Source organism: Hydrogenophaga sp. (genome assembly GCF_019264445.1).
In the GTDB taxonomy this organism is placed as follows: Bacteria; Pseudomonadota; Gammaproteobacteria; order Burkholderiales; family Burkholderiaceae_C; genus Hydrogenophaga.
On record NZ_JAHVAB010000082.1, the window covers coordinates 58,680 to 78,061 of the forward strand.

Sequence of the window (19,382 nt, forward strand, 5' to 3'; positions counted from 1 at the left end):
GGGCTTGTCTCGTCGTTTGTGGTTATGGAGAAATCAGGCGGTCTGCTGCAAGAAGAACACCAGGTCCAGCTCGGGCGCAGGTTGGCCCAGCTGGGTGAGCGCGGCGGTGATCTGCCCGCGGTGGTGTGTGCCGTGGTTGAACACGTGGGCCAGCGTGGTGGCAAACGGCAGACTCATGACCTGCCCGCGCATGTTGGTGTAGCTCAGGCGGCCCTCGAAGCGCTCGGCGGGCCAGCTGGCGATCAGCGGAACCCACGCGGCAGCGCCGTCCCGCAGGGCCTGCGCCAGGCGCGCACGGTCGGCCTCGGCTTCGCTGTCGAGCGCCACGGAGGGCGACTCGCCATGGGCAAAGCGCCGCCGCCACAGCAGGTGCTCGCCCACCAGCAGGTGGTTGAGCGTGCCGTGCACGCTCTTGAAGAACAGCCCCACGTCGCGCCGGTAGTCGGCCTCGCCCAGCGGTGCCGCGGCCTCCAGCAGCCGCTGTGTGGCCCACAGGTTGTAGCGCGCCAGCTGCGTGAAGTGCGTGTGCGCGTCCATGCTCACATCCGGAACACGCCGAACCTGGGCTCGCCAATAGGCGTGTTGAGCGCGGCGGACAACGCCAGACCGAGCACGCGGCGCGTGTCCGCCGGGTCGATCACGCCGTCGTCCCACAGGCGCGCGCTGGAGTAGTACGGGTGCGACTGGTGCGCAAACTGGTCGAGCACGGGTTGCTTGAACTTCGCCTCTTCCTCGGCGCTCCAGGTGCCGCCCTTGGCCTCGATGCCGTCGCGCTTGACGGTGGCCAGCACGCCGGCGGCCTGCTCGCCGCCCATGACGCAGATGCGCGCGTTGGGCCACATCCAGAGGAAGCGCGGGCTGTATGCGCGGCCGCACATGCCGTAGTTGCCGGCGCCGTAGCTGCCGCCAATGATCACGGTGAACTTGGGCACCTGCGCGGTGGCCACGGCGGTGACCATCTTGGCGCCGTGGCGCGCGATGCCTTCGCTCTCGTACTTCTTGCCGACCATGAAGCCGGTGATGTTCTGCAGGAACAGCAGTGGCACCTTGCGCTGGCAGCACAGCTCGATGAAGTGCGCACCCTTCTGGGCGCTCTCGGAAAACAGCACGCCGTTGTTGGCCACGATGCCGATGGGCATGCCCTCGATGTGCGCGAAGCCGCAGACCAGCGTGGCGCCAAAGCGCGCCTTGAACTCGTGGAACTCGCTGCCGTCGACGATGCGCGCAATGATCTCGCGCACGTCGTAGGGCTTGCGGGTGTCCACCGGGATCACGCCGTAGACCTCTTTGGGGTCGTACCGGGGCGGGCGCGGTTCGCGCAGCGCCTGGGTGACTTCCTTGCGGTGGTTGAGCGTGGCCACGGCCTGGCGCGCCAGCGCGATGGCGTGCGCGTCGTTCTGCGCGAGGTGATCGGCCACGCCCGAGAGGCGCGTGTGCACGTCGCCGCCGCCCAGGTCTTCGGCGCTCACGATCTCGCCAATGGCCGCCTTCACCAGCGGCGGGCCGCCCAGGAAGATGGTGCCCTGGTTCTTGACGATGATGGTCTCGTCGCTCATGGCCGGCACATAGGCGCCACCCGCGGTGCACGAACCCATGACCACCGCGATCTGCGCGATGCCGTTGGCGCTCATGTTGGCCTGGTTGTAGAAGATGCGGCCGAAGTGGTCGCGGTCAGGAAACACGTCGTCCTGGTTGGGCAGGTTGGCGCCGCCGGAGTCCACCATGTAGATGCACATCAGGCGGTTCTGCATCGCCACCTCCTGCGCGCGCAGGTGCTTCTTCACCGTCATGGGGTAGTAGGTGCCGCCCTTCACCGTGGCGTCGTTGCAGACGATCATGCAGTCCACACCGCTCACGCGGCCAATGCCGGTGATCACGCCGGCACAGGGCGCGCTGTCGGTGCCGTCGCGGTCGGGGTACATGTTCAGCGCGGCCAGCGGGCTGAGCTCCAGAAAAGGTGTGCCCGGGTCCAGCAGCATCTGCACGCGGTCGCGCGGCAGCAGCTTGCCGCGCGCGGTGTGCTTGGCGCGGGCGGCCTCGCCGCCGCCCAGGGCGGACTTGGCGATCTGCGTCTTCAGGTCGTCCACCACCGCCTGCATGGCCTGGGCGTTGGCCTGAAAGTCGGCGGAGCGGGCGTTGAGTTGTGTCTCCAGGATCGGCATGGCGGCATCCGTTGTGGTGTTTCGGGTCATTGTGGAGGATAGACACGGCGCAGGGGGAACGCCAGCCACGCAGGTTGCAAATAGCGCCAAAGGCGGGGAAACTCCAGACGTGCCTGCCGCCTCGTCACACCACCCGCCCGTCGCAGCCGAAGCCGTCTCGCTTCGTCTGGGGCCAGCCGTCACCCCCATGGCGTTCGTGCGGGCGATGGTGCTGGCCTACGCCGCACGCGGCATGGATCCCGTGCGGGCCTTGCAGGCGGCACAAATTGCGCCAGAGGAAGTGAGCCATCCGAGGGCCAGGATCACCGCTGCGCAGATGGAGGCCGTGTCGGACGCGGCCATGCGCGAACTCGACGACGAAGGCCTGGGTTGCTTCAGCCGGCCCCTGCCCTGGGGCAGCTACGGCATGCTCGCGCGCGCCTCGCTCTCCGCCCCCACGCTGGGCACCGCGCTCAAGCGCTGGTGCCGCCACCACGGCCTCATCACCGACGACGTCGCCCTCGCGCTGGAAACGGTGGGGGACACCGCCCGCCTCACCCTGCGCGCGCACCGCCGCCCGCAGGCGCTCACCGAGTTCTGCGTGGTCTCGGTGCTGCGCAACATCCACGGCCTGGCCAGCTGGTATGTAGATTCGCGCATTCCGCTGCAGGGCGCCCAGTTTCCGTACAGCCCCCCGCCCCACCTGGATGCCTACCCCGTGCTGTTCGACGGGCCGGCCACGTTCGAAGCCGGGCACGCGGCCCTGGCCTTCGACGCGCGCTACCTCGGCTTGCCGGTCAAGCGCGACGAGGCCGCGATGAACCAGCTGCTGCAGCGCGCCCTGCCGCTCACGGTGCGCTCCTACCGGCGCGACCGGCTGCTGGTGCAGCGCGTGCGACAGGTGCTGGCATCACAACCGCTGGACGCGCACAACGCGGAAGACCTGGCCGCGCTGCTCAACGTCTCGGCGCGCACGCTGCACCGCCAGCTCAGGGACGAAGGCGCCTCGCTGCAGGCGCTCAAGGACGAGGTGCGCCGCCAGCGCGCCACCGAGCTGCTGCTGCGCACGCGCCGCCCGATCAAGCAGGTGGCGCAGGCCAGCGGGTTTCAGAACGAGAAGAGCTTCATCCGCGCGTTTCGCGGTTGGACCGGGCGCTCACCCGGCGAGTGGCGCAGCGAACGCACCGCGTAGCTCGTCCATGTGCGAGAACACGCGGGCCACCGGCAGGCCAGCGAACGCGCGGCCGTGGCCATCCGGGCAGTAGCCCCACACGGTGGCGCCCGCGGCCAGCCCGGCCTGCGCGCCGGTGGCCGTGTCTTCCACCACCAGGCAGCGCGCGGGGTCCACGCCCAGGTGCGCGGCAGCGGCGAGGTACACGTCGGGCGCGGGCTTGGAGCGCGGCAGGTCATGGCCGCTGAACACGCGCTCGCCAAACAGCGGCAGCAGGCCCACCAGCTCCAGCTGCATCACCACCTTGGGCCGGTCGGCCCCGGAGGCGCAGGCAATGCGCCCCTGCACGCGCTCGTGGATGGTGGCCACCGCCTCCACCGCGCCCTGCACCGCCCTGAGCTCGGCCAGCAGGCGCACGTTGCGGCGGTCGTAGAAGGCCTTCATCCAGGCTTCGGTGAGCGGCTGGCCGGTTTCCGCTTCGATGCGCGCGCGCTCGTCGCGCACGGCCTTGCCGATGAAGATCTCCATGCACTCGGCCTGGGTGAGGGCCCACCCGCTTTCGTTGAGCGCCTCGCGCAAGACGCCGTTGGTGATGGGCTCGCTGTCCACGAGCACGCCGTCGCAATCGAACAGAACCGCTTCAAATGTCATGGCCCGCATTGGACCATGACGGCCTCACTGCCTGGTGAAGCAGGCGGAGTCCGGCAGCGTGACGAGGCTGGCGGCCACGTCGTTGAGCGTGGGCAGGATCGAGGGGCTCTGGTCACCCAGCAGGCACAGCACGGTCTCGCTCTTCTTGGCCCAGATGACCTGCGAGCGCGTGTTGGTCACGGTGGTGAACTCGCCCCAGCTGGCGGCCACGCTCGCGTTGGACTCGGCGCGCGAGAACACCACGGTACCCAGGTTGGAGGGCCCCGCCAGACTGCCCACGCCGTTGCACGTGGTGTTGCCATAGGTGAACACCCCCGAGAGGTAGCGGATGCTGTTGGCGCTGAGGTCGGTGGCGCGTGTGAGGCGTTTGAACGACTGGGCGCCCGACACCACACAACCGTTCTCCAGCCAGTCGCCCACCAGCCCCGGCACCCCCACCGTCAAAGGCGTGCCTCCCTGCGGGGGTGGTGTGGACCCACCACCCCCATCGTTGCCGCTGCCGCCGCAGGCGCTCAACCACAACACACACAAAACCCCTGACACACCCTTGAAAACCCGACTCTTGTGAAACATGTGACCTTCCTGTCTGAACGCTGGGAAGGCAGATTCTGGAAATCCGTGGCAAGCGTGTGAACCCGACTGGAGTGGGGGTGTTCCACGTCCCCCGCGCGCGTCGCCGGCGTTAGGATGGCGCAGCATCCCACCGCCCTTCATGACCACCCCCAACGCCTATGTCCTTGTGCTGGACGACCACCCGCTGGTCGGCCACGGCATGGCGCAGTACCTGCAAGCGCTGCGGCCTGACCTGGCGGTGCATGTGGCCACCCGCTGGGCCGAGGCGCAGCAGCGCATGCACGCGCACGGCTGCCCGCAGATGCTGTTGGCCGACGTGTGGCTGTCCGAGGGCAGCATCCTCAAGACGCTCACCCAGTGGCACGCCCAATGCCCGCACACCCCCTGGCTGGCGATCAGTGGTGACGACGATCCGTCCATCCCGCAGCGCGCGCAACAGGCAGGCGCCCAGGGCTTTGTCCACAAACAGGCGGCCCCCGATGTCTTCGGACAGGCCTTTGTGACCGTGCTCGCCGGAGGCCAGTGGTACCCGGCGCCAGCGGCGGCTGACGCGCAGGACCCGCGCCCTCGCGAGTGGGACGTGACACCGACCGAACTGGGTCTTACCCTGCGACAGGGTGAGATCCTGGCGCTGGTGATGCGTGGCTTGCCCAACAAGCGCATCGCGCTGATGCTGGGCGTGACGGAGAGCACCGTGAAGGAACACCTCACCGGCATCCTGGAGCGGCTGGGCGTGAAGACGCGCATGGAAGCCCTGACCCACCTGCGCGGGCGCCGGCTGGTGCTGCCGCAAGACCCATGAGCATGGACACGGACGACAGCAAGTTGCCCGGCTGGCTGGCCTCGTTGCGCGCGCCCGACACCAGCGACCTCTCGGCCGAGAGCCTCGCCCCGCTGATGAACCTGACCTTTGAACGCCACCGCTTTGGCGTGGCCGTGATGCCGGTGGTGGGCTTGCCGCTGGTGTGGTTCTTCTCGCGCACGCACGACGCCACGGGCCTGGTGATCTGGACGGTGTTTTTCTTTCTGTTCACCATCGTCCTGCAGTTCGCGCAACGCCGCCACGCACACGACATGCGCACACTGGACGCCGAACAGTTGGTGCGCAAATGGCTGCCGCGCATGGAGCTCATGGGCCTGGTGCACGGCGCGGGCCTGAGCACCGCCGTGCTGCTGACCGCGGGGCGCGCCTCCTACGAATTCCAGCTGTTGCTTTACGTTTCGATCGCCGCCATCACGGCGGGCAACGCCACCCACCAGAACGCCTCGCTGAGCGTGTTTGTGCGCTTCTTCTGCAGTGGCTGGCTGACCTGCACGGTGCTGAGCATCTGGGCCTTTCCCGAGCATTGGCACTACGTCATCCCGCTCGCCCTGCTCTTTGCCCTGGCCATCTACCGCGATGCCCTGTCGGCGCACCATTTCTTCGTGAGGCAGGTGCGGCTGGAAGCGCGCAGCCGCCAGCTGATCGCGCAACTCCAGGTCGCTCGGGAAAGCGCCGAAACCGCCCTGCAGGAAAAAAACCTCTTTCTCTCCACCGCCAGCCACGACCTGCGCCAACCCATCCACGCCATGTCGATGCTGGTGGAAGCCATTGCCCAGCGCAACCGCGATGACGCGCTCGCGCCGCTGCTGGGCGACCTGCGCAACGGCATGGGCTCGATGAACCTGATGTTCACCTCGCTGCTCGACCTCACCAAACTGGAGGCCGGCATCATCACGCAGCGCGCCGCTCCGGTGTCGCTGCAGCGGCTGGTGCGCGACACCGTGGTGATGTTCCGCGAGCAGGCCAGCCAGCGTGGCCTGCAACTGCGCATGCACCCCACGCGCACCGACGCCGTGGTGTGGGCCGACGCTGCCCTGCTGCGGCAGGCGCTGGTCAACCTCGTGCACAACGCCCTGCGCTACACCGAGCGCGGCGGCATCCTGATCGGCTGGCGGCGCCGCGAGGCGCACTGGCAGCTGGAGGTGTGGGACACCGGCGTGGGCATTGCGGCGGAAGAGAGCGCGCAGATCTTCTCGCCGTACTTTCGCAACCAGCACGCCTGGCGCCTCGACACCGCGGGCCATGGCCTGGGGCTGGCGGTGGTGGCGCGCTGCGCCAAGCTCATGGACGCACCGCTGGGGTTTTCATCGCGGCTGGGGCAGGGTTCGCGCTTCTGGCTGCGCCTGCCCGCCTGCCCGCACACCGACGAACCACAGAGCACCGCGGACAGGACCGAGGCGCCCGCGCAGGCGCCGCTCCTGCGCAAGCTCTCGGGCCGCTGCCTCGTGCTGGACGACGACCCACAGGTCATCACCGCCTGGCAGGTGCTGCTCGATGGCTGGAGCGTGACGGGCCGCTACGCCACCAACGCCACGGAAGCCCTGCAGCACCTGGACGACGGCTTCGTGCCCGACGCCATCTTCTGCGACCAGCGCCTGCGCTCGGGCGAGAGTGGCTTCGACATCCTGCAGGTCTTGCTGCAACGCTGCCCGCACGCCGGCGGCGCCATGGTCAGCGGCGAGTTCCACTCACCGGATCTGCTGCAGGCCGAAAACGAAGGCTACCTGGTGATGCACAAGCCCCTGAACGTGGCCGAGCTGCATGCCATCCTGTCGCTGTGGCTCGGGCGCGCTCAGGCGTCCACGTCGCCATCCACATAGAACCACCAGCCGTCCTCGCGCACGAAGCGGCTGCGCTCGTGCAGGCGCTGGCCGCGCCCCTGCACGCGGGAGCGCGCCACGAACTCGACCTCGGCGTGGTCGGCATCCAGCGCGCGGTGCCGCTTCACGTCCAGCCCCAGCCATTTGACGCCGGCATCCAGATCGAGAGAGGCGGGGCGGCGGCTCGCGTGCCAGGTGGCGAGCAGGTGCGCCACATCGCCGCGCACGAACGCGGTGTAGCGCGAGCGCATGAGCGACTCGGCATCCGGCGCGGGCACGCCGCTGCCGAGGTAGCGGCCGCAACAGGCGGCGAAGGCCAGGGCACGGCCGCAAGGGCAAGGGTCTTTGATCGAGGGCATGGCGCAGCGATTATCGAGTCCCTTGCAAGGGTGGGGGCATGCGCGCGCGGTGTTCCAATGGCCGCTTCCGCCCCGACTTCAAGGACCGCCCATGAGCACGCTTGACACCTTTCCCATCACCCAGAAGTGGCCCGCCACGCACCCCGATCGCCTGCAGCTGTATTCACTGCCCACGCCCAACGGCGTGAAGGTCTCGATCCTGCTGGAAGAAACCGGCCTGCCCTACGAGCCCCACTTGGTGAGCTTCGAGCGCAACGACCAGATGTCGACCGCCTTCCTCTCGCTCAACCCCAACAACAAGATCCCGGCGATCCTCGACCCGAACGGCCCCCACGGCCAGCCGCTCGCGCTGTTCGAGTCGGGCGCGATCCTGATCTACCTGGCCGAGAAGACCGGGCAGTTCCTGCCCAAAGACCCCGCCGCCCGCTACGAAACCCTGCAGTGGCTGATGTTCCAGATGGGCGGCGTGGGCCCCATGTTCGGCCAGCTCGGCTTTTTCCACAAATTCGCCGGCAAGGACTTTGAGGACAAGCGCCCGCGCGACCGCTACGCCAGTGAAACCCGCCGCCTGCTCGGTGTGCTCAACCAGCGCATGGAAGGCCGCAGTTGGCTCATGGGCGAGGACTACACCATCGCCGACATCGCCACCTGGCCCTGGGTGCGCAACCTCGTCGGCTTCTACGGCGCGGGCGAGCTCGTCGGCTTTGCCGACTTCCCGAACCTGGCGCGCGCGATCGAAGCGTTTGAACAACGCCCCGCCGTGCAACGCGGCCTGAACATCCCCGCCCGAAGCTGAAGGGACAGCAGAAACGCCACGCACCACGTGGCGCCCTCCAGGGGTGACAAGGATCCGGCTCCGCCGGTCCGAAGTCACCGCCCCCTCGAGGGGCCTTGAGGGGGTGAGGCGCTGAAAGCGCGGCGCAGGGGTGGGCCTACTTCCTCCAGAAGTGGCCGGTGAACAACACCAGCACCGTGAGCAGCTCCAGCCGGCCCAGCAGCATGGCAAAGGACAGCACCCAGATCTGCACGGTGCTCAGCACACCGAAGTTGCTCGCCGGCCCGACCTCGCCCAGGCCCGGGCCGATGTTGTTGACCGTGGCCACCACCGCCGAAAACGCCGTGACGATGTCCAGCCCCGTGAACAGCAGCACCATGGTCAGGCCCATGGTCGCGGCACCGTAGATCAGCATGTAGCCCAGCACCGCGGTCATGACCGACGTGGGCATGACGACGCCGCTGAGCGTCACCGGGTTGACCACACGCGGATGGATGATGCGCACCAGTTCGCGCCGCGCCTGCTTGACCAGCAACACCATGCGAACCAGCTTGATGCCCCCGCCCGTGGAACCGGCGCACGACACGAAACACCCCAGAAACAGCAGCAGCACCGGGGCAAACACGGGCCACTGCGCATAGTCGGTGGAGGCGTAGCCGGTGGTGGTCGCCACCGACACCACGTGGAACGCGGCGGTGCGCAACGCCTCGGGGAAGCTGTCGACCACGTTGTGCGCTGCCAGCAGGAGCGCCACGATCACGATGGACACCGCCAGCACCACCACGTAGGTGCGGATCTCCCGGTCGTTGATGAGCGGGCGCAAGGTGCGGTGGCGCAGCACGATGAAATAGCGCATGAAGCTCACACCGGCCAGCGCCATGAACACCGTGGCCACGCCTTCGATGGCGTGCGAGTCCCAGTAGCCAAAGCTCGCGTCGTGCGAGGAAAAGCCGCCCAGGCCCATGGTGGTGCACATGTGCATGAAGGCATCGGGCCAGCTCATGCCGGCCCAGCGGTAGGCCAGCATGCAGGCCACGGAAAACAGGACGTACACCCCCCACAAGCCGCGCGCCGTTTCGGCAATGCGCGGCGTGAACTTGGCGTCTTTCATGGGGCCGGGCGTTTCGGCGCGGTAGAGCTGCACGCCGCCCAGCCCCAGCAGCGGCAGCACCGCCACCACCAGCAGCATGATGCCCAGGCCGCCGAGCAGCTGCAGAAAGCAGCGCCACACGTTCACCGAGACCGGCAGGTCGTCCAGCCCCACCAGGGCCGTGGCGCCGGTGGCGGTGAGTGCGCTCATGGACTCGAAGTAGGCCTTGGTCCAGTCGATGCCGGGCACGGTGAACATCAGCGGCAGCGCGGCAAATGCGGGCAGCAGCGTCCACACCAGGTTGACCAGCAGGAAACCGTCCTTGGCCTGCAGCTCGCGCCGGAACTTTCGGGTCACACGCCACAGGGCGGCGCCACAGAGGGCCGTGAACGCAAAGCCATAGGCCCACACCAGCGCGTGGTGTTGTGCGTCAAGGAACCAGGCCCACGCCAGCGGCACCAGAAAGGCCGGGGCGAACGCCAGAAGAATGCGCGAGAAGACGGCGAGGACGGGCAGCAGGCTGTGCACGGAAAGCCTCAACCAAAAAAGGTGGCGCTGACCTGGAACAGCTTCTCCACCTCGCGCACCAGGCGCTTGTGGGGAATGAAGATGATGATGTGGTCGTCGGGTTCGATCACGGTGTCGTGGTGCGGCATGAGCACCTCGGACTTGCGCCCCTCGCCGCGCACGATGGCGCCAATGCGCGTGCCCTTGGGCAGCTTGATCTCCTGCACCTTGCGGCCCACCAGCTTGCTGGTTTTCGCGTCGCCGCGCGCGATGCCTTCGAGCGCTTCGGCCGCCCCGCGGCGCAGGCTGTGCACGGCCGCCACGTCGCCGCGGCGCAGGTGGGTGAGCAGCTCGCCAATCACCGTTTGCGACGGCGAAATCGCGATGTCGATGGTGCTGCCCTGCATCATGTCGGCGTAGGCCCGGCGGTTGATGAGCGACATCACCCGCCCGGCACCCAGGCGCTTGGCCAGCATGGCCGACATGATGTTGTCCTCGTCGTCGCTGGTGAGCGCGAGGAACATGTCCATCTCGCCCACGTTCTCGTCCAGCAGCAGGTCTTCATCGGCGCCGTCGCCATTGAGGATCAGCAGGTTCGACGGCAGCTGGCTGGCCAGGTACTCGCAGCGCTTGATGTCGCGCTCGATGATCTTGACCTCGCACTGCCCTTCCAGGCTGCGCGCCAGACGCAGGCCGACCTTGCCGCCGCCCGCGATCATGAGCCGGCGCACCGGCTTGTCGATGTTGTGGACCGCACCGAGCACCTGCCGGATCTTCTGCGTGTCGGCCAGCACGAACACCTCGTCGCCCGCCAGGATGCGCGTCTGCGGCGTGGCCTCCATTTCGGCGTCGAGCCGGTAGAGCGCCACCACGCGCATCTCGGCCTGCGGAAAGCGCTCACGGATCTCGCCAATGGTGTGGCCCACCAGCGCGCCGCCGTGTGCCGCCCGCACCGCGATCAGGCTGGCGCGACCGTCGGCGAATTCAAGCACCTGCAAGGCCTCGGGGTAGCTGATGAGCTGGTGGATGTAGCGCATCACCGACTCTTCGGGGCAGATCACGTGGCTGACCGAAAAGCTGGTGCGCGCGAGGTGCTCGCCCTCTTCTTCGCCTTCGGTGAACTCGGGCGAGCGCAGGCGCGCAATGGTGGTGGGCACGTTGAACACATCGTGGGCCACGTTGCAGACCACGAGGTTGGTCTCGTCGGCGGCGGCGCAGGCGATCACCATGTCTGCGTCCTTCACGCCGGCTTCTCGCAGCACCGAGGGCTGAATGCCGTTGCCCACCACGCCACGCAGGTCCAGCCGCTCTTCGAGGCTGCGCAGCCGGGCCGGGTCCATGTCGATCACGGTGATGTCGTTCTGCTCGGAGACCAGGCTCTCCGCGACGCTCTCGCCAACGCGCCCTGCGCCCAGGATGATGATGTTCATATGGAGCGCGATGGTACCTGCCGGCCGGCTCAGGCGAGCGCGCGCTGGATCAGGATTTTCTGCACGTCCGACGTGCCCTCGTAAATCTGGCACACCCGCACGTCGCGGTAGATGCGCTCCACCGGGAAGTCGCTCACATAGCCGTAGCCGCCGTGCACCTGGATCGCATCCGAGCACACCTTTTCGGCCATTTCGCTGGCAAACAGCTTGGCCATGGCGGCCTCTTTCAGGCAGGGCTCGCCGGCGTCGCGCAGCGCTGCCGCGTGGTGCACCATGGCGCGCGCCACCTCGATCTGCGTGGCCATCTCGGCCAGCCGGAACCCCACGGCCTGGTGGTTGAAGATGGGCTGGCCAAAGCTCTCTCGCTGTTTGGCGTAGGTGAGCGCGCAATCGAACGCGCTGCGTGCCATGCCCACGCTTTGCGCGGCGATGCCGATGCGCCCGCCTTCCAGCGCCGAGAGCGCGATCTTGTAGCCCTCGCCCTCCGCGCCGATCAGGTTCTCTGCCGGGATACGGCAGTTCTCGAAATTGATCTGCGCCGTGTCGCTGCTGTGCTGGCCCAGCTTGTCTTCCAGCCGCGCCACCACATAGCCCGGCGTGGCGGTGGGCACGAGGAACGCGCTCATGCCCTTCTTGCCCGCGCCCTTGTCCGTCACGGCGATCACGATCGCCACGTGGCCGTTCTTGCCGCTGGTGATGAACTGCTTGACGCCGTTGATCACGTACTCCCCGCCCTGCTTGACGGCCGTGGTGCGCAGGGCCGAGGCGTCGCTGCCCACGTGGGGTTCGGTGAGGCAGAACGCGCCGAGCATCTGGCCGGCGGCCAGCGGGCGCAGCCATTGTTCCTGCTGCGCCGCGTTGCCATAGCGCATGAGGATGGCGTTGACCGGGCAGTTGGTGACCGAGATCGCCGTGCTGGTGCCGCCGTCGCCCGCGGCGATTTCTTCGAGCACCACCGCCAGCGTCACGTAGTCCAGCCCCGCGCCCCCCAGCGCTTCGGGCACACAGATGCCGTAGGCGCCCAGCTCGGCCAGGCCCTGGTGCACGTCTTTGGGAAAGTGGTGCTCCTTGTCCCACCGGGCGGCGTGCGGCCACAGCTGCTCCTGGGCAAAGCTGCGCACCGCGTCGCGGATCATGCGTTGGTCTTGGTTCAGTGGCATGGGTTGTGTCCTTGCAAGGGCTCACCAGGTGGCGGCGCGGCGCCCGTCGTGGTGGATGAGCCGGCCGTTGTCTTCGCGCGTGAGCGACTGCAGCACGCGGCGCAAACCGCTCACGCTGTCCTCCACCGTCACGGGCGCGGTCTGGCCGCCCATGTCGGTCTGCACCCAGCCGGGGTCGAGCGCGACGCAGGTGGCTTTCGGGTAGCTGTGCCGCGCGCTGGCCACGGCCATGTTCAGCGCGGCCTTGCTCACGCGGTAGAGCCAGGCGTTGCTGGCTGGTACCGCGCCGATCTGGCTCATGGCGCTGGAGAGCACGCCCCACACGCCGCTGGCGGCCTCGACGCCTGGCATCACCTGCGGCATGGCCTGCATGGCGCCCAGCACGTTGGTGTGCATCACGCGGTCAAAGGCCTCGCGCGTAGGCGGCGTGAGCGCATCGGGGCGCTCGATCACACCGGCCACATACAGCGCCACGTTCAGCTCCTCGCCATCGAGCGCCCACGCCAGGCCGCTCACGCTGGCCGGATCGGCCACGTCCAGGCGCAGGGGCTCGGCACCGAGCGCGCGCAGGCGCTCCAGCCCGGCTTCGTCGCGCGCGGTGGCGATCACGCGCTCCCCCGCCTCCAGGTACTGGTGCACGAATTCGAGGCCAATGCCCCGGGACGCGCCGATCACGAGAACGGTGTTCATGGGTGGCGCGGCTTACACCAGCTCGATGGCCATGGCCGTGGCCTCGCCGCCGCCGATGCACAGGGTGGCCACACCCTTCTTGCCGCCACGCGCCTGCAGCGCATGCAACAGCGTGACCAGAATGCGCGCGCCGCTGGCACCGATGGGGTGGCCCAGGGCGCAGGCACCGCCGTTCACGTTGACCTTGTCGTGCGCAATGTTCAGCTCGGCCATGAGCGCCATGGGCACCACGGCAAAAGCTTCGTTGATCTCCCACAGGTCCACGTCGCCCACCGCCCAGCCGGTGCTGGCCAGCAGCTTCTGGGTGGCGCCGACGGGGGCGGTGGCGAACCAGTTGGGTTCCTGCGCGTGCGTGGCGTGGCCGACGATGCGCGCCAGCGGCTTCGCACCGAGCTGCTTTGCGGTGGACTCGCGCATCAACACCAGCGCGGCGGCGCCGTCGTTGATGGACGAGCTGGAGGCGGCGGTGATGGTGCCGTCTTTCTTGAACGCGGGCTTGAGCGCCGGGATCTTGTCGAGCTTGACCTTGCCCGGGCCTTCGTCGGTGCTCACCACGCGCTCACCGCTGCGGTCCTTCACGGTGACGGGCGTGATCTCGGCGGCGAAGGCACCGCTTTCGGTGGCGGCCTTGGCGCGCGTCACCGAGGCAATGGCGAACGCGTCCTGCTGCTCGCGGGTGAAGCTGTACTTGGCGGCGCAGTCTTCGCCAAAGGTACCCATGGAGCGGCCCGGCTCGTAGGCGTCTTCCAGGCCGTCGAGCATCATGTGGTCGTACACCTTGTCGTGGCCCATGCGGTAGCCGCCACGGCCTTTCTGCAGCAGGTAGGGCGCGTTGGTCATGCTCTCCATGCCGCCGGCCACCATCACGGTGGCGCTGCCGGCGGCGAGCATGTCGTGCGCGAGCATGGTGGCCTTCATGCCCGAGCCGCACATCTTGGAGAGCGTCACCGCCCCGGCGGACTTGGGCAGGCCACCCTTGAACGCCGCCTGGCGCGCGGGCGCCTGGCCCTGGCCCGCCATCAGGCAGTTGCCGAACAACACCTCGTCCACCTGCGCCGGGTCCACGCCCGCGCGCTGCACGGCGGCCTGGATGGCTGCGCCACCGAGGTCGTGCGCCGACTGGCTGGCGAAGTCGCCCTGAAAGGCGCCCATGGGCGTGCGCGCGGCGCCGACGATGACGATGGGATCTGCGAGGGACATGGTCAATCTCCTGGGTAAGGGGGTAAAAGCTTCAGGCCAGCGCGTGCGCCTTCAGGCACCTCGCGCGTTCGGGTGAAAACGTTTTGCACGACGACAGCGGCCACGCGCGGTTGCACCACGTGGCCCTGCAGGCTCAGCTCTGGCGCACGGCGCCCACGCCGGCCACAGCGGCACGGTAGACCGCTTCGATCTGCGCCTTGCTGTCCACGGTCATGTGCATGTCGTGCAGCAGGCCGTCGCGCAGGCCGTACACCCAGCCGTGCAGCGTGAGCGGCTGGCCGCGTGCCCAGGCGTCCTGCACCACGGTGGTCTGGGCCACGTTCATCACCTGCTCGATGGCGTTGAGCTCGCACAGCACGTCGGCGCGGTGCTGCTCGGGCGTGGCGGCCAGCAGCGGCGCATGGCGGTCGCGCACGTCCTTGATGTGGCGCAACCAGTTGTCGGCCAGGCCCACGCGCACGTCGCGCAGCGCGGCCTGCACGCCGCCGCAGCCGTAGTGCCCCACCACCATCAGGTGCTGCACCTTGAGCATGTCCACCGCGTACTGGATGGTCGAGAGGCAGTTCAGGTCGGTGGGCACCACCACGTTGGCCACGTTGCGGTGCACGAACACCTCGCCCGGCGCCAGGCCGGTGATCTGGTTGGCGGGCACGCGGCTGTCGGAGCAGCCGATCCACATGTACTGCGGGCTCTGCTGCGCGAGCAGGTCGGTGAAGAACGAGGGCCGTGTGGCCACCATGTCGGCGGCCCAGACGCGGTTGCGCTGGAAGAGATCGTTGAGTTCGGAGGTCATGCGGCGATCTTAGAGGGCGCTTCAGCAGGTTTCGGCAAACAGTTCACGGCCAATCAGCATGCGGCGGATCTCGCTCGTGCCCGCGCCGATTTCGTAGAGCTTCGCGTCGCGCCAGAGGCGGCCCAGCGGGTACTCGTTGATGTAGCCGTTGCCGCCGAAGATCTGAACGCCTTCGCCCGCCATCCAGGTGGCCTTCTCGGCGGTCCAGAGGATGACGGAGGCGCAGTCCTTGCGCACCTGGCGCACGTGCCCGGTGCCCAGCAGGTCGAGGTTTTTGGCCACCGTGTAGGCGAAGCTGCGCGCGGCCTGCAGCACGGTGTACATGTCGGCCACCTTGCCCTGGATGAGCTGGAACTCGCCAATGCTCTGGCCAAACTGCTTGCGGTCGTGGATGTAGGGAATCACGTTGTCCATGACCGACTGCATGATGCCCAGCGGCCCGCCGGTGAGCACGGCGCGCTCGTAGTCCAGCCCGCTCATGAGCACCTTGGCGCCGTTGTTCAGGCCGCCCAGGATGTGCGACTCGGGCACTTCGACGTTCTGGAACACCAGCTCGCCGGTGTGGCTGCCGCGCATGCCCAGCTTGTCGAGCTTCTGCGCAATGGAAAAACCCTTCATGCCCTTCTCGATCAGGAAGGCGGTGACGCCGCGCGCACCCATCTCGGGCTCGGTCTTGGCGTACACCACGAGCGTGTCGGCGTCCGGGCCGTTGGTGATCCACATCTTGTTGCCGTTGAGCAGGTAGTAGCCACCCTTGTCCTCGGCCTTGAGCTTCATGCTGATGACGTCCGAGCCCGCGCCCGGTTCGCTCATGGCCAGCGCGCCCACGTGCTCGCCGCTGATGAGCTTGGGCAGGTACTTGGCCTTTTGCGCATCGGTGCCGTTGCGGTTGATCTGGTTCACGCACAGGTTGCTGTGCGCGCCGTACGACAGCCCCACGCTGGCCGATGCGCGGGAGATTTCTTCCATCGCGATCATGTGCGCCAGGTAGCCCATGTTGGCGCCGCCGTACTGCTCGGGCACGGTGATGCCGAGCACGCCGAGTTCGCCCATCTTGCGCCAGGTGTCCATGGGGAACTGGTCGGTGCGGTCGATCTCGGCCGCGCGCGGCGCGATCTCGGCTTGCGCGAAGTCGCGCACGGCATCGCGCAAGGCGTCGATGTCTTCCCCGAGCTGAAAGTTGAGGCCGGGCAGGTTGTTCATGGGTCAGGTCTCCGGGTGGTGTGGGGGGCCGCGTTCGCTCGGCCCTGGATATTGTCGCGGCCGACCACGGCCATCAGGGTGCAGCCCATGGTGGCGATCAGCTTTTCTCGCCCGCCGTCGATGGCATAGGCATGGCCTTCGCACACCGTGACGGTGCGCCCCGGCTTGATCACGGTGCCAACCATGCGGAAACGTTCGCCTTGGGCCGGCGCGAGCAGGTTGATCTTGAACTCGATGGTGAGCACGGCCGCCTCTTCGGGCATGAGCGTGAAGCCGGCGTAGCCACACGCCGAATCGAGCGCCGTGGCGACCATGCCCGCGTGCAGAAAGCCGTGTTGCTGCGTCAGGGGCTCCGACCACGGCAACTCGATGGTCACACGCCCGGGCACGACCGACGCGAGCGTGGCACCCAGCGTGCGCATGGCGGCCTGCCGCGCAAAGCTCTCGCGCGTGCGGGTGTCAAAGCCGGGATGGCGCGGCTCGAAAGCGGGTGAATTCAAGAGGAGTTCCGGTGTGGGCAAGGCCCCGCGATTCTACGTTTACGTTTACGTAAACGTCAATTCTGGAAACGGCCAATCCGGCAGTTGGCGCGGCTATGCTCCAGAGCCCATGCCCTTCACCCTCTCTGCGCCGGTTCACAGCGAAAGCGTCATCAAGAAGAGCCGCTTCATCGGCTGTGTGGAGCCCATGGCCGACCGCGCTGCGGCGCTGCAACGCGTGGCCGGGCTGCGCATGCAGCACCCGACTGCCACCCACGTCTGCTGGGCCTTGATGGCGGGCGGGCATTCGGCCGCCAACGACGATGGTGAGCCCGGTGGCACGGCCGGGCGGCCCATGCTGGAGGTGCTGCGCCACCAGGAGCTGGACGGCGTGCTGGCCACGGTGGTGCGCTACTACGGCGGCACGCCACTGGGTGCTGGCGGCCTCGTGCGCGCCTACACCGACAGCGTGGCCCAGGCCCTGCTGCAGGCGCACAAGGTACCCGTGGTCCGCTGGCGCGAGCTGCGCTGCGTGCTGCCTTACGCGCTGGAGGGCTGGCTGCGCCGCGAACTCGATGCCCACGACGCTGTGTTGCTGGACGCCACGCACGGCGACGGGGTGAGCGTGGCGCTGCGGCTGCCTGAAGGGAATGCCGATGCGTTCGTGGCACGGCTGAACGACGCCGGCCAGGGCCGCGTCGTCTGGCCGCTCACGCCACCGCACCCCGACTGAGAAACACCAGCACCAAGCCCACGGCGGCGGGCAGCGCCTGCACGAACAAAATCTTGCGGCTCGCCGTGGCCGCACCATAGAGGCCCGCCACCAGCACGCACAGCAGGAAGAACACCTTCACCCCGAAGCCGGCCGGGCCCAGCCAGAGCCCCCAGAGCAGGCCTGCGGCCAGAAAGCCGTTGTAAAGCCCCTGGTTGGCTGCGAGGACCTTGGTGGCAGCGGCCGATTGCGGCGTCTGGCCAAAGGCCCGCATGCCGGCCGGTTTGTCCCACAGGAACATCTCCAGCACCAGAAAATAGAAGTGCAGCAGGGCGACGAGCGCGACGACAACACTGGCAACAAGCGACATGACCAAGCCCTTTCAAGAAGGCGGCCAGCTTAACCGCGCCCGTCAGCCCTTGGCGCCTTTTTCGATCTTGCCCAGCAAGGCGCGCGCCTCTTTCTCGTGGGTCTTGACCTCGTCCAGGTTGGCCACGAGGTCGGCCATCTGCTCTTCCAGCTGACGCCGGTGGTCGCCGAGCACGGTCAGGAACTTGCGCAGCTGCGGCCCGGTGTCGCGCGGGCTGTCGTAGGTGTCGATGATGTCCTTGGCCTCGGTCAAAGACAGCCCCAGGCGCTTGGCGCGCAGGGTGAGTTTCAGGCGCGTGCGGTCGCGCGAGCTGTAGACGCGGTTGCGGCCGCCCGGGCCTTCGCGCTGCGGCTGCAGCAGGCCCATGTCTTCATAGAAGCGGATGGCACGGGTGGTCAGGTCGAACTCGCGCGCCAGATCGCTGATGGTGTAGGTCGGGTTCGTTGCCATGGGTTCAGGCCCTGTTATTGACGTTTACGTCAACGTCAGGCGGCGATCTTAGCGGAATCACCCTGGCCGAGCCCCGGGGGCCGGCGCCTCAGACGTCCAGCGGAACGGCGGCCTGGCGCAGGGCGCGGCGGCGCTGCGCGTGGTCGGGCATCACGCTGGCCACCACGTCCCAGAACTGCGGGCTGTGGTCCATGTGGTGCAGGTGGCTGAGTTCGTGGACCACCACGTAGTCGATCATGTCCAGCTTGAGGTGGATCAGGCGCCAGTTCAGGCGGATGGAGCCGTCCGCGCTCGCGCTGCCCCAGCGGGTGCCGGCGCTGGACAGGCGCAGCTTGCTGTAGCGCACGCCCAGCTGCGGCGCAAAGTGGTCCAGCCGCTGGGTGAAAAGCGCCTTGGCCTGCTTCATCAGCCAGGCCTGCGCTGCATCGCGAATCTGCGGCTCCAGCGCGCTGCGCGCCAGGCCCAGGTGCAAGGTCGCCAGGCCCGTGGCCGGCGTGGCCGGCTGGAACACCGCGCCCACCTGCTTGAACGTGTGCGCCGGGTCCAGCACGAGGCGAATGCGCTCGCCCAGGTAGTCGAACTCGACGCCATCGGCCCAACGGATGCGCGCCTGCTCCATCTCACCGGCACGGGCTCGCGCGTGTTGCAGCTTCTCCAGCACCCAGGCCGACTTGTCGTGCAACAAAGCCTCCACCTCGCCCACCGGCGTCCAGCGCGGCGCGCTCACGCTCAGCCCGTCGGTGCTGACCGACAGGCCGATGGTGCGGCGTTTGCCGCGCTTGAATTCGTAGGCCACATCGCACGCACCCAGCCGCAGCATGCGGTTGGCGCGCGGGTGGTGCCAGGCGGCGGGCTGAAACACCTGGCTCATGGGCAACGCAGGCGACGCAGCCACCGCCACCACGGGTGGCGTGGGTGCGGGGCGCAGCGGCTCTGGTGTGGGGCCGCCGAGAAAATCGAGCGCCAGTTGCACGAAGCGCTGCAT

General features: G+C 68.1%; 21 protein-coding genes. 5 read left to right on the top strand and 16 right to left on the bottom strand.

What is annotated here, in order from left to right; translation table 11 throughout:
* Positions 1 to 33: 33 nt before the first annotated feature.
* Both KXJ60_RS19395 and KXJ60_RS19400 read right to left on the bottom strand, forming a co-directional pair.
* Positions 34 to 537 carry a DinB family protein gene (locus tag KXJ60_RS19395; protein ID WP_291131626.1) on the bottom strand — a complete coding sequence of 168 codons (504 nt, stop codon included), beginning with the start codon at positions 535 to 537 and terminating at the stop codon, positions 34 to 36.
* 2 nt (positions 538 to 539) lie between these two features.
* Positions 540 to 2,162, bottom strand: a complete 1,623-nt coding sequence (locus tag KXJ60_RS19400; RefSeq protein WP_291131702.1) for a carboxyl transferase domain-containing protein — start codon at positions 2,160 to 2,162, stop codon at positions 540 to 542.
* Positions 2,163 to 2,349: 187 nt separating this feature from the next.
* On the opposite strand from KXJ60_RS19400, the gene KXJ60_RS19405 reads away from it, so the two are divergent.
* Entirely contained in the window at positions 2,350 to 3,333 is a 984-nt protein-coding gene (locus tag KXJ60_RS19405) for an AraC family transcriptional regulator (protein ID WP_291131704.1), read from the top strand.
* On the opposite strand, the gene KXJ60_RS19410 is transcribed toward KXJ60_RS19405, so the two are convergent.
* Together KXJ60_RS19410 and KXJ60_RS19415 are read right to left on the bottom strand one after the other, a co-directional pair.
* Positions 3,298 to 3,963 carry an HAD family phosphatase gene (locus KXJ60_RS19410; RefSeq protein ID WP_291131628.1) on the bottom strand — a complete coding sequence of 222 codons (666 nt, stop codon included), beginning with the start codon at positions 3,961 to 3,963 and terminating at the stop codon, positions 3,298 to 3,300. The two genes, KXJ60_RS19405 and KXJ60_RS19410, sit on opposite strands and share 36 nt — an antisense overlap.
* A gap of 24 nt (positions 3,964 to 3,987) precedes the next feature.
* Positions 3,988 to 4,488 (bottom strand): hypothetical protein, encoded by a 501-nt coding sequence (locus tag KXJ60_RS19415; RefSeq protein ID WP_291131630.1) that lies wholly within the window; start codon positions 4,486 to 4,488, stop codon positions 3,988 to 3,990.
* Positions 4,489 to 4,675: 187 nt separating this feature from the next.
* Between KXJ60_RS19415 and KXJ60_RS19420 the strand changes: the two genes are divergently transcribed.
* Together KXJ60_RS19420 and KXJ60_RS19425 are read left to right on the top strand one after the other, a co-directional pair.
* On the top strand, positions 4,676 to 5,338 hold the full coding sequence (locus KXJ60_RS19420; protein WP_291131632.1) for a response regulator transcription factor: 663 nt from the start codon (positions 4,676 to 4,678) through the stop codon (positions 5,336 to 5,338).
* 2 nt (positions 5,339 to 5,340) lie between these two features.
* Positions 5,341 to 7,179 (top strand): hybrid sensor histidine kinase/response regulator, encoded by a 1,839-nt coding sequence (locus KXJ60_RS19425; protein ID WP_291131634.1) that lies wholly within the window; start codon positions 5,341 to 5,343, stop codon positions 7,177 to 7,179.
* On the opposite strand, the gene KXJ60_RS19430 is transcribed toward KXJ60_RS19425, so the two are convergent.
* Positions 7,152 to 7,538, bottom strand: a complete 387-nt coding sequence (locus KXJ60_RS19430) for a YchJ family metal-binding protein (RefSeq protein WP_291131637.1) — start codon at positions 7,536 to 7,538, stop codon at positions 7,152 to 7,154. The genes KXJ60_RS19425 and KXJ60_RS19430 overlap by 28 nt on opposite strands.
* Positions 7,539 to 7,629: 91 nt before the next feature.
* Between KXJ60_RS19430 and KXJ60_RS19435 the strand changes: the two genes are divergently transcribed.
* A complete protein-coding gene (locus tag KXJ60_RS19435; RefSeq protein WP_291131639.1) occupies positions 7,630 to 8,334 on the top strand; it encodes a glutathione S-transferase N-terminal domain-containing protein in 705 nt (234 codons plus the stop codon).
* Between the two features lie 136 nt (positions 8,335 to 8,470).
* Here the strand turns inward: KXJ60_RS19435 and KXJ60_RS19440 are convergent, their stop codons facing one another.
* The 8 genes from KXJ60_RS19440 to KXJ60_RS19475 form a co-directional block, all read right to left on the bottom strand.
* On the bottom strand, positions 8,471 to 9,931 hold the full coding sequence (locus tag KXJ60_RS19440) for a potassium transporter TrkG (protein WP_291131641.1): 1,461 nt from the start codon (positions 9,929 to 9,931) through the stop codon (positions 8,471 to 8,473).
* 8 nt (positions 9,932 to 9,939) lie between these two features.
* Entirely contained in the window at positions 9,940 to 11,340 is a 1,401-nt protein-coding gene (gene trkA / locus KXJ60_RS19445) for a Trk system potassium transporter TrkA (RefSeq protein WP_291131643.1), read from the bottom strand.
* A 29-nt stretch (positions 11,341 to 11,369) separates the two neighbouring features.
* The gene (locus KXJ60_RS19450; protein WP_291131645.1) at positions 11,370 to 12,500 is read right to left on the bottom strand and encodes an acyl-CoA dehydrogenase family protein; all 1,131 of its coding nucleotides are present in this window, start codon (positions 12,498 to 12,500) and stop codon (positions 11,370 to 11,372) included.
* A 21-nt stretch (positions 12,501 to 12,521) separates the two neighbouring features.
* Entirely contained in the window at positions 12,522 to 13,190 is a 669-nt protein-coding gene (locus KXJ60_RS19455) for an SDR family oxidoreductase (RefSeq protein ID WP_291131647.1), read from the bottom strand.
* Between the two features lie 12 nt (positions 13,191 to 13,202).
* Entirely contained in the window at positions 13,203 to 14,390 is a 1,188-nt protein-coding gene (locus KXJ60_RS19460) for an acetyl-CoA C-acyltransferase (protein WP_291131648.1), read from the bottom strand.
* Between the two features lie 133 nt (positions 14,391 to 14,523).
* Positions 14,524 to 15,183 carry a carbonate dehydratase gene (gene can, locus KXJ60_RS19465; protein WP_291131650.1) on the bottom strand — a complete coding sequence of 220 codons (660 nt, stop codon included), beginning with the start codon at positions 15,181 to 15,183 and terminating at the stop codon, positions 14,524 to 14,526.
* Positions 15,184 to 15,204: 21 nt separating this feature from the next.
* Entirely contained in the window at positions 15,205 to 16,386 is a 1,182-nt protein-coding gene (locus tag KXJ60_RS19470; protein ID WP_291131652.1) for an isovaleryl-CoA dehydrogenase, read from the bottom strand.
* The gene (locus KXJ60_RS19475) at positions 16,383 to 16,886 is read right to left on the bottom strand and encodes a PaaI family thioesterase (RefSeq protein ID WP_291131654.1); all 504 of its coding nucleotides are present in this window, start codon (positions 16,884 to 16,886) and stop codon (positions 16,383 to 16,385) included. The genes KXJ60_RS19470 and KXJ60_RS19475 overlap by 4 nt, the downstream gene beginning before the upstream one ends.
* 109 nt (positions 16,887 to 16,995) lie before the next feature.
* Between KXJ60_RS19475 and KXJ60_RS19480 the strand changes: the two genes are divergently transcribed.
* On the top strand, positions 16,996 to 17,598 hold the full coding sequence (locus KXJ60_RS19480) for a YigZ family protein (RefSeq protein WP_291131656.1): 603 nt from the start codon (positions 16,996 to 16,998) through the stop codon (positions 17,596 to 17,598).
* Here the strand turns inward: KXJ60_RS19480 and KXJ60_RS19485 are convergent.
* The 3 genes from KXJ60_RS19485 to KXJ60_RS19495 form a co-directional block, all read right to left on the bottom strand.
* On the bottom strand, positions 17,576 to 17,947 hold the full coding sequence (locus KXJ60_RS19485) for a DUF1304 domain-containing protein (RefSeq protein WP_291131658.1): 372 nt from the start codon (positions 17,945 to 17,947) through the stop codon (positions 17,576 to 17,578). The two genes, KXJ60_RS19480 and KXJ60_RS19485, sit on opposite strands and share 23 nt — an antisense overlap.
* A 42-nt stretch (positions 17,948 to 17,989) precedes the next feature.
* The gene (locus KXJ60_RS19490) at positions 17,990 to 18,397 is read right to left on the bottom strand and encodes a MerR family DNA-binding transcriptional regulator (RefSeq protein WP_291131660.1); all 408 of its coding nucleotides are present in this window, start codon (positions 18,395 to 18,397) and stop codon (positions 17,990 to 17,992) included.
* A gap of 88 nt (positions 18,398 to 18,485) precedes the next feature.
* Positions 18,486 to 19,382: a SprT family zinc-dependent metalloprotease gene (locus KXJ60_RS19495; RefSeq protein WP_291131662.1), complete on the bottom strand. Its 897-nt coding sequence runs from the start codon at positions 19,380 to 19,382 to the stop codon at positions 18,486 to 18,488.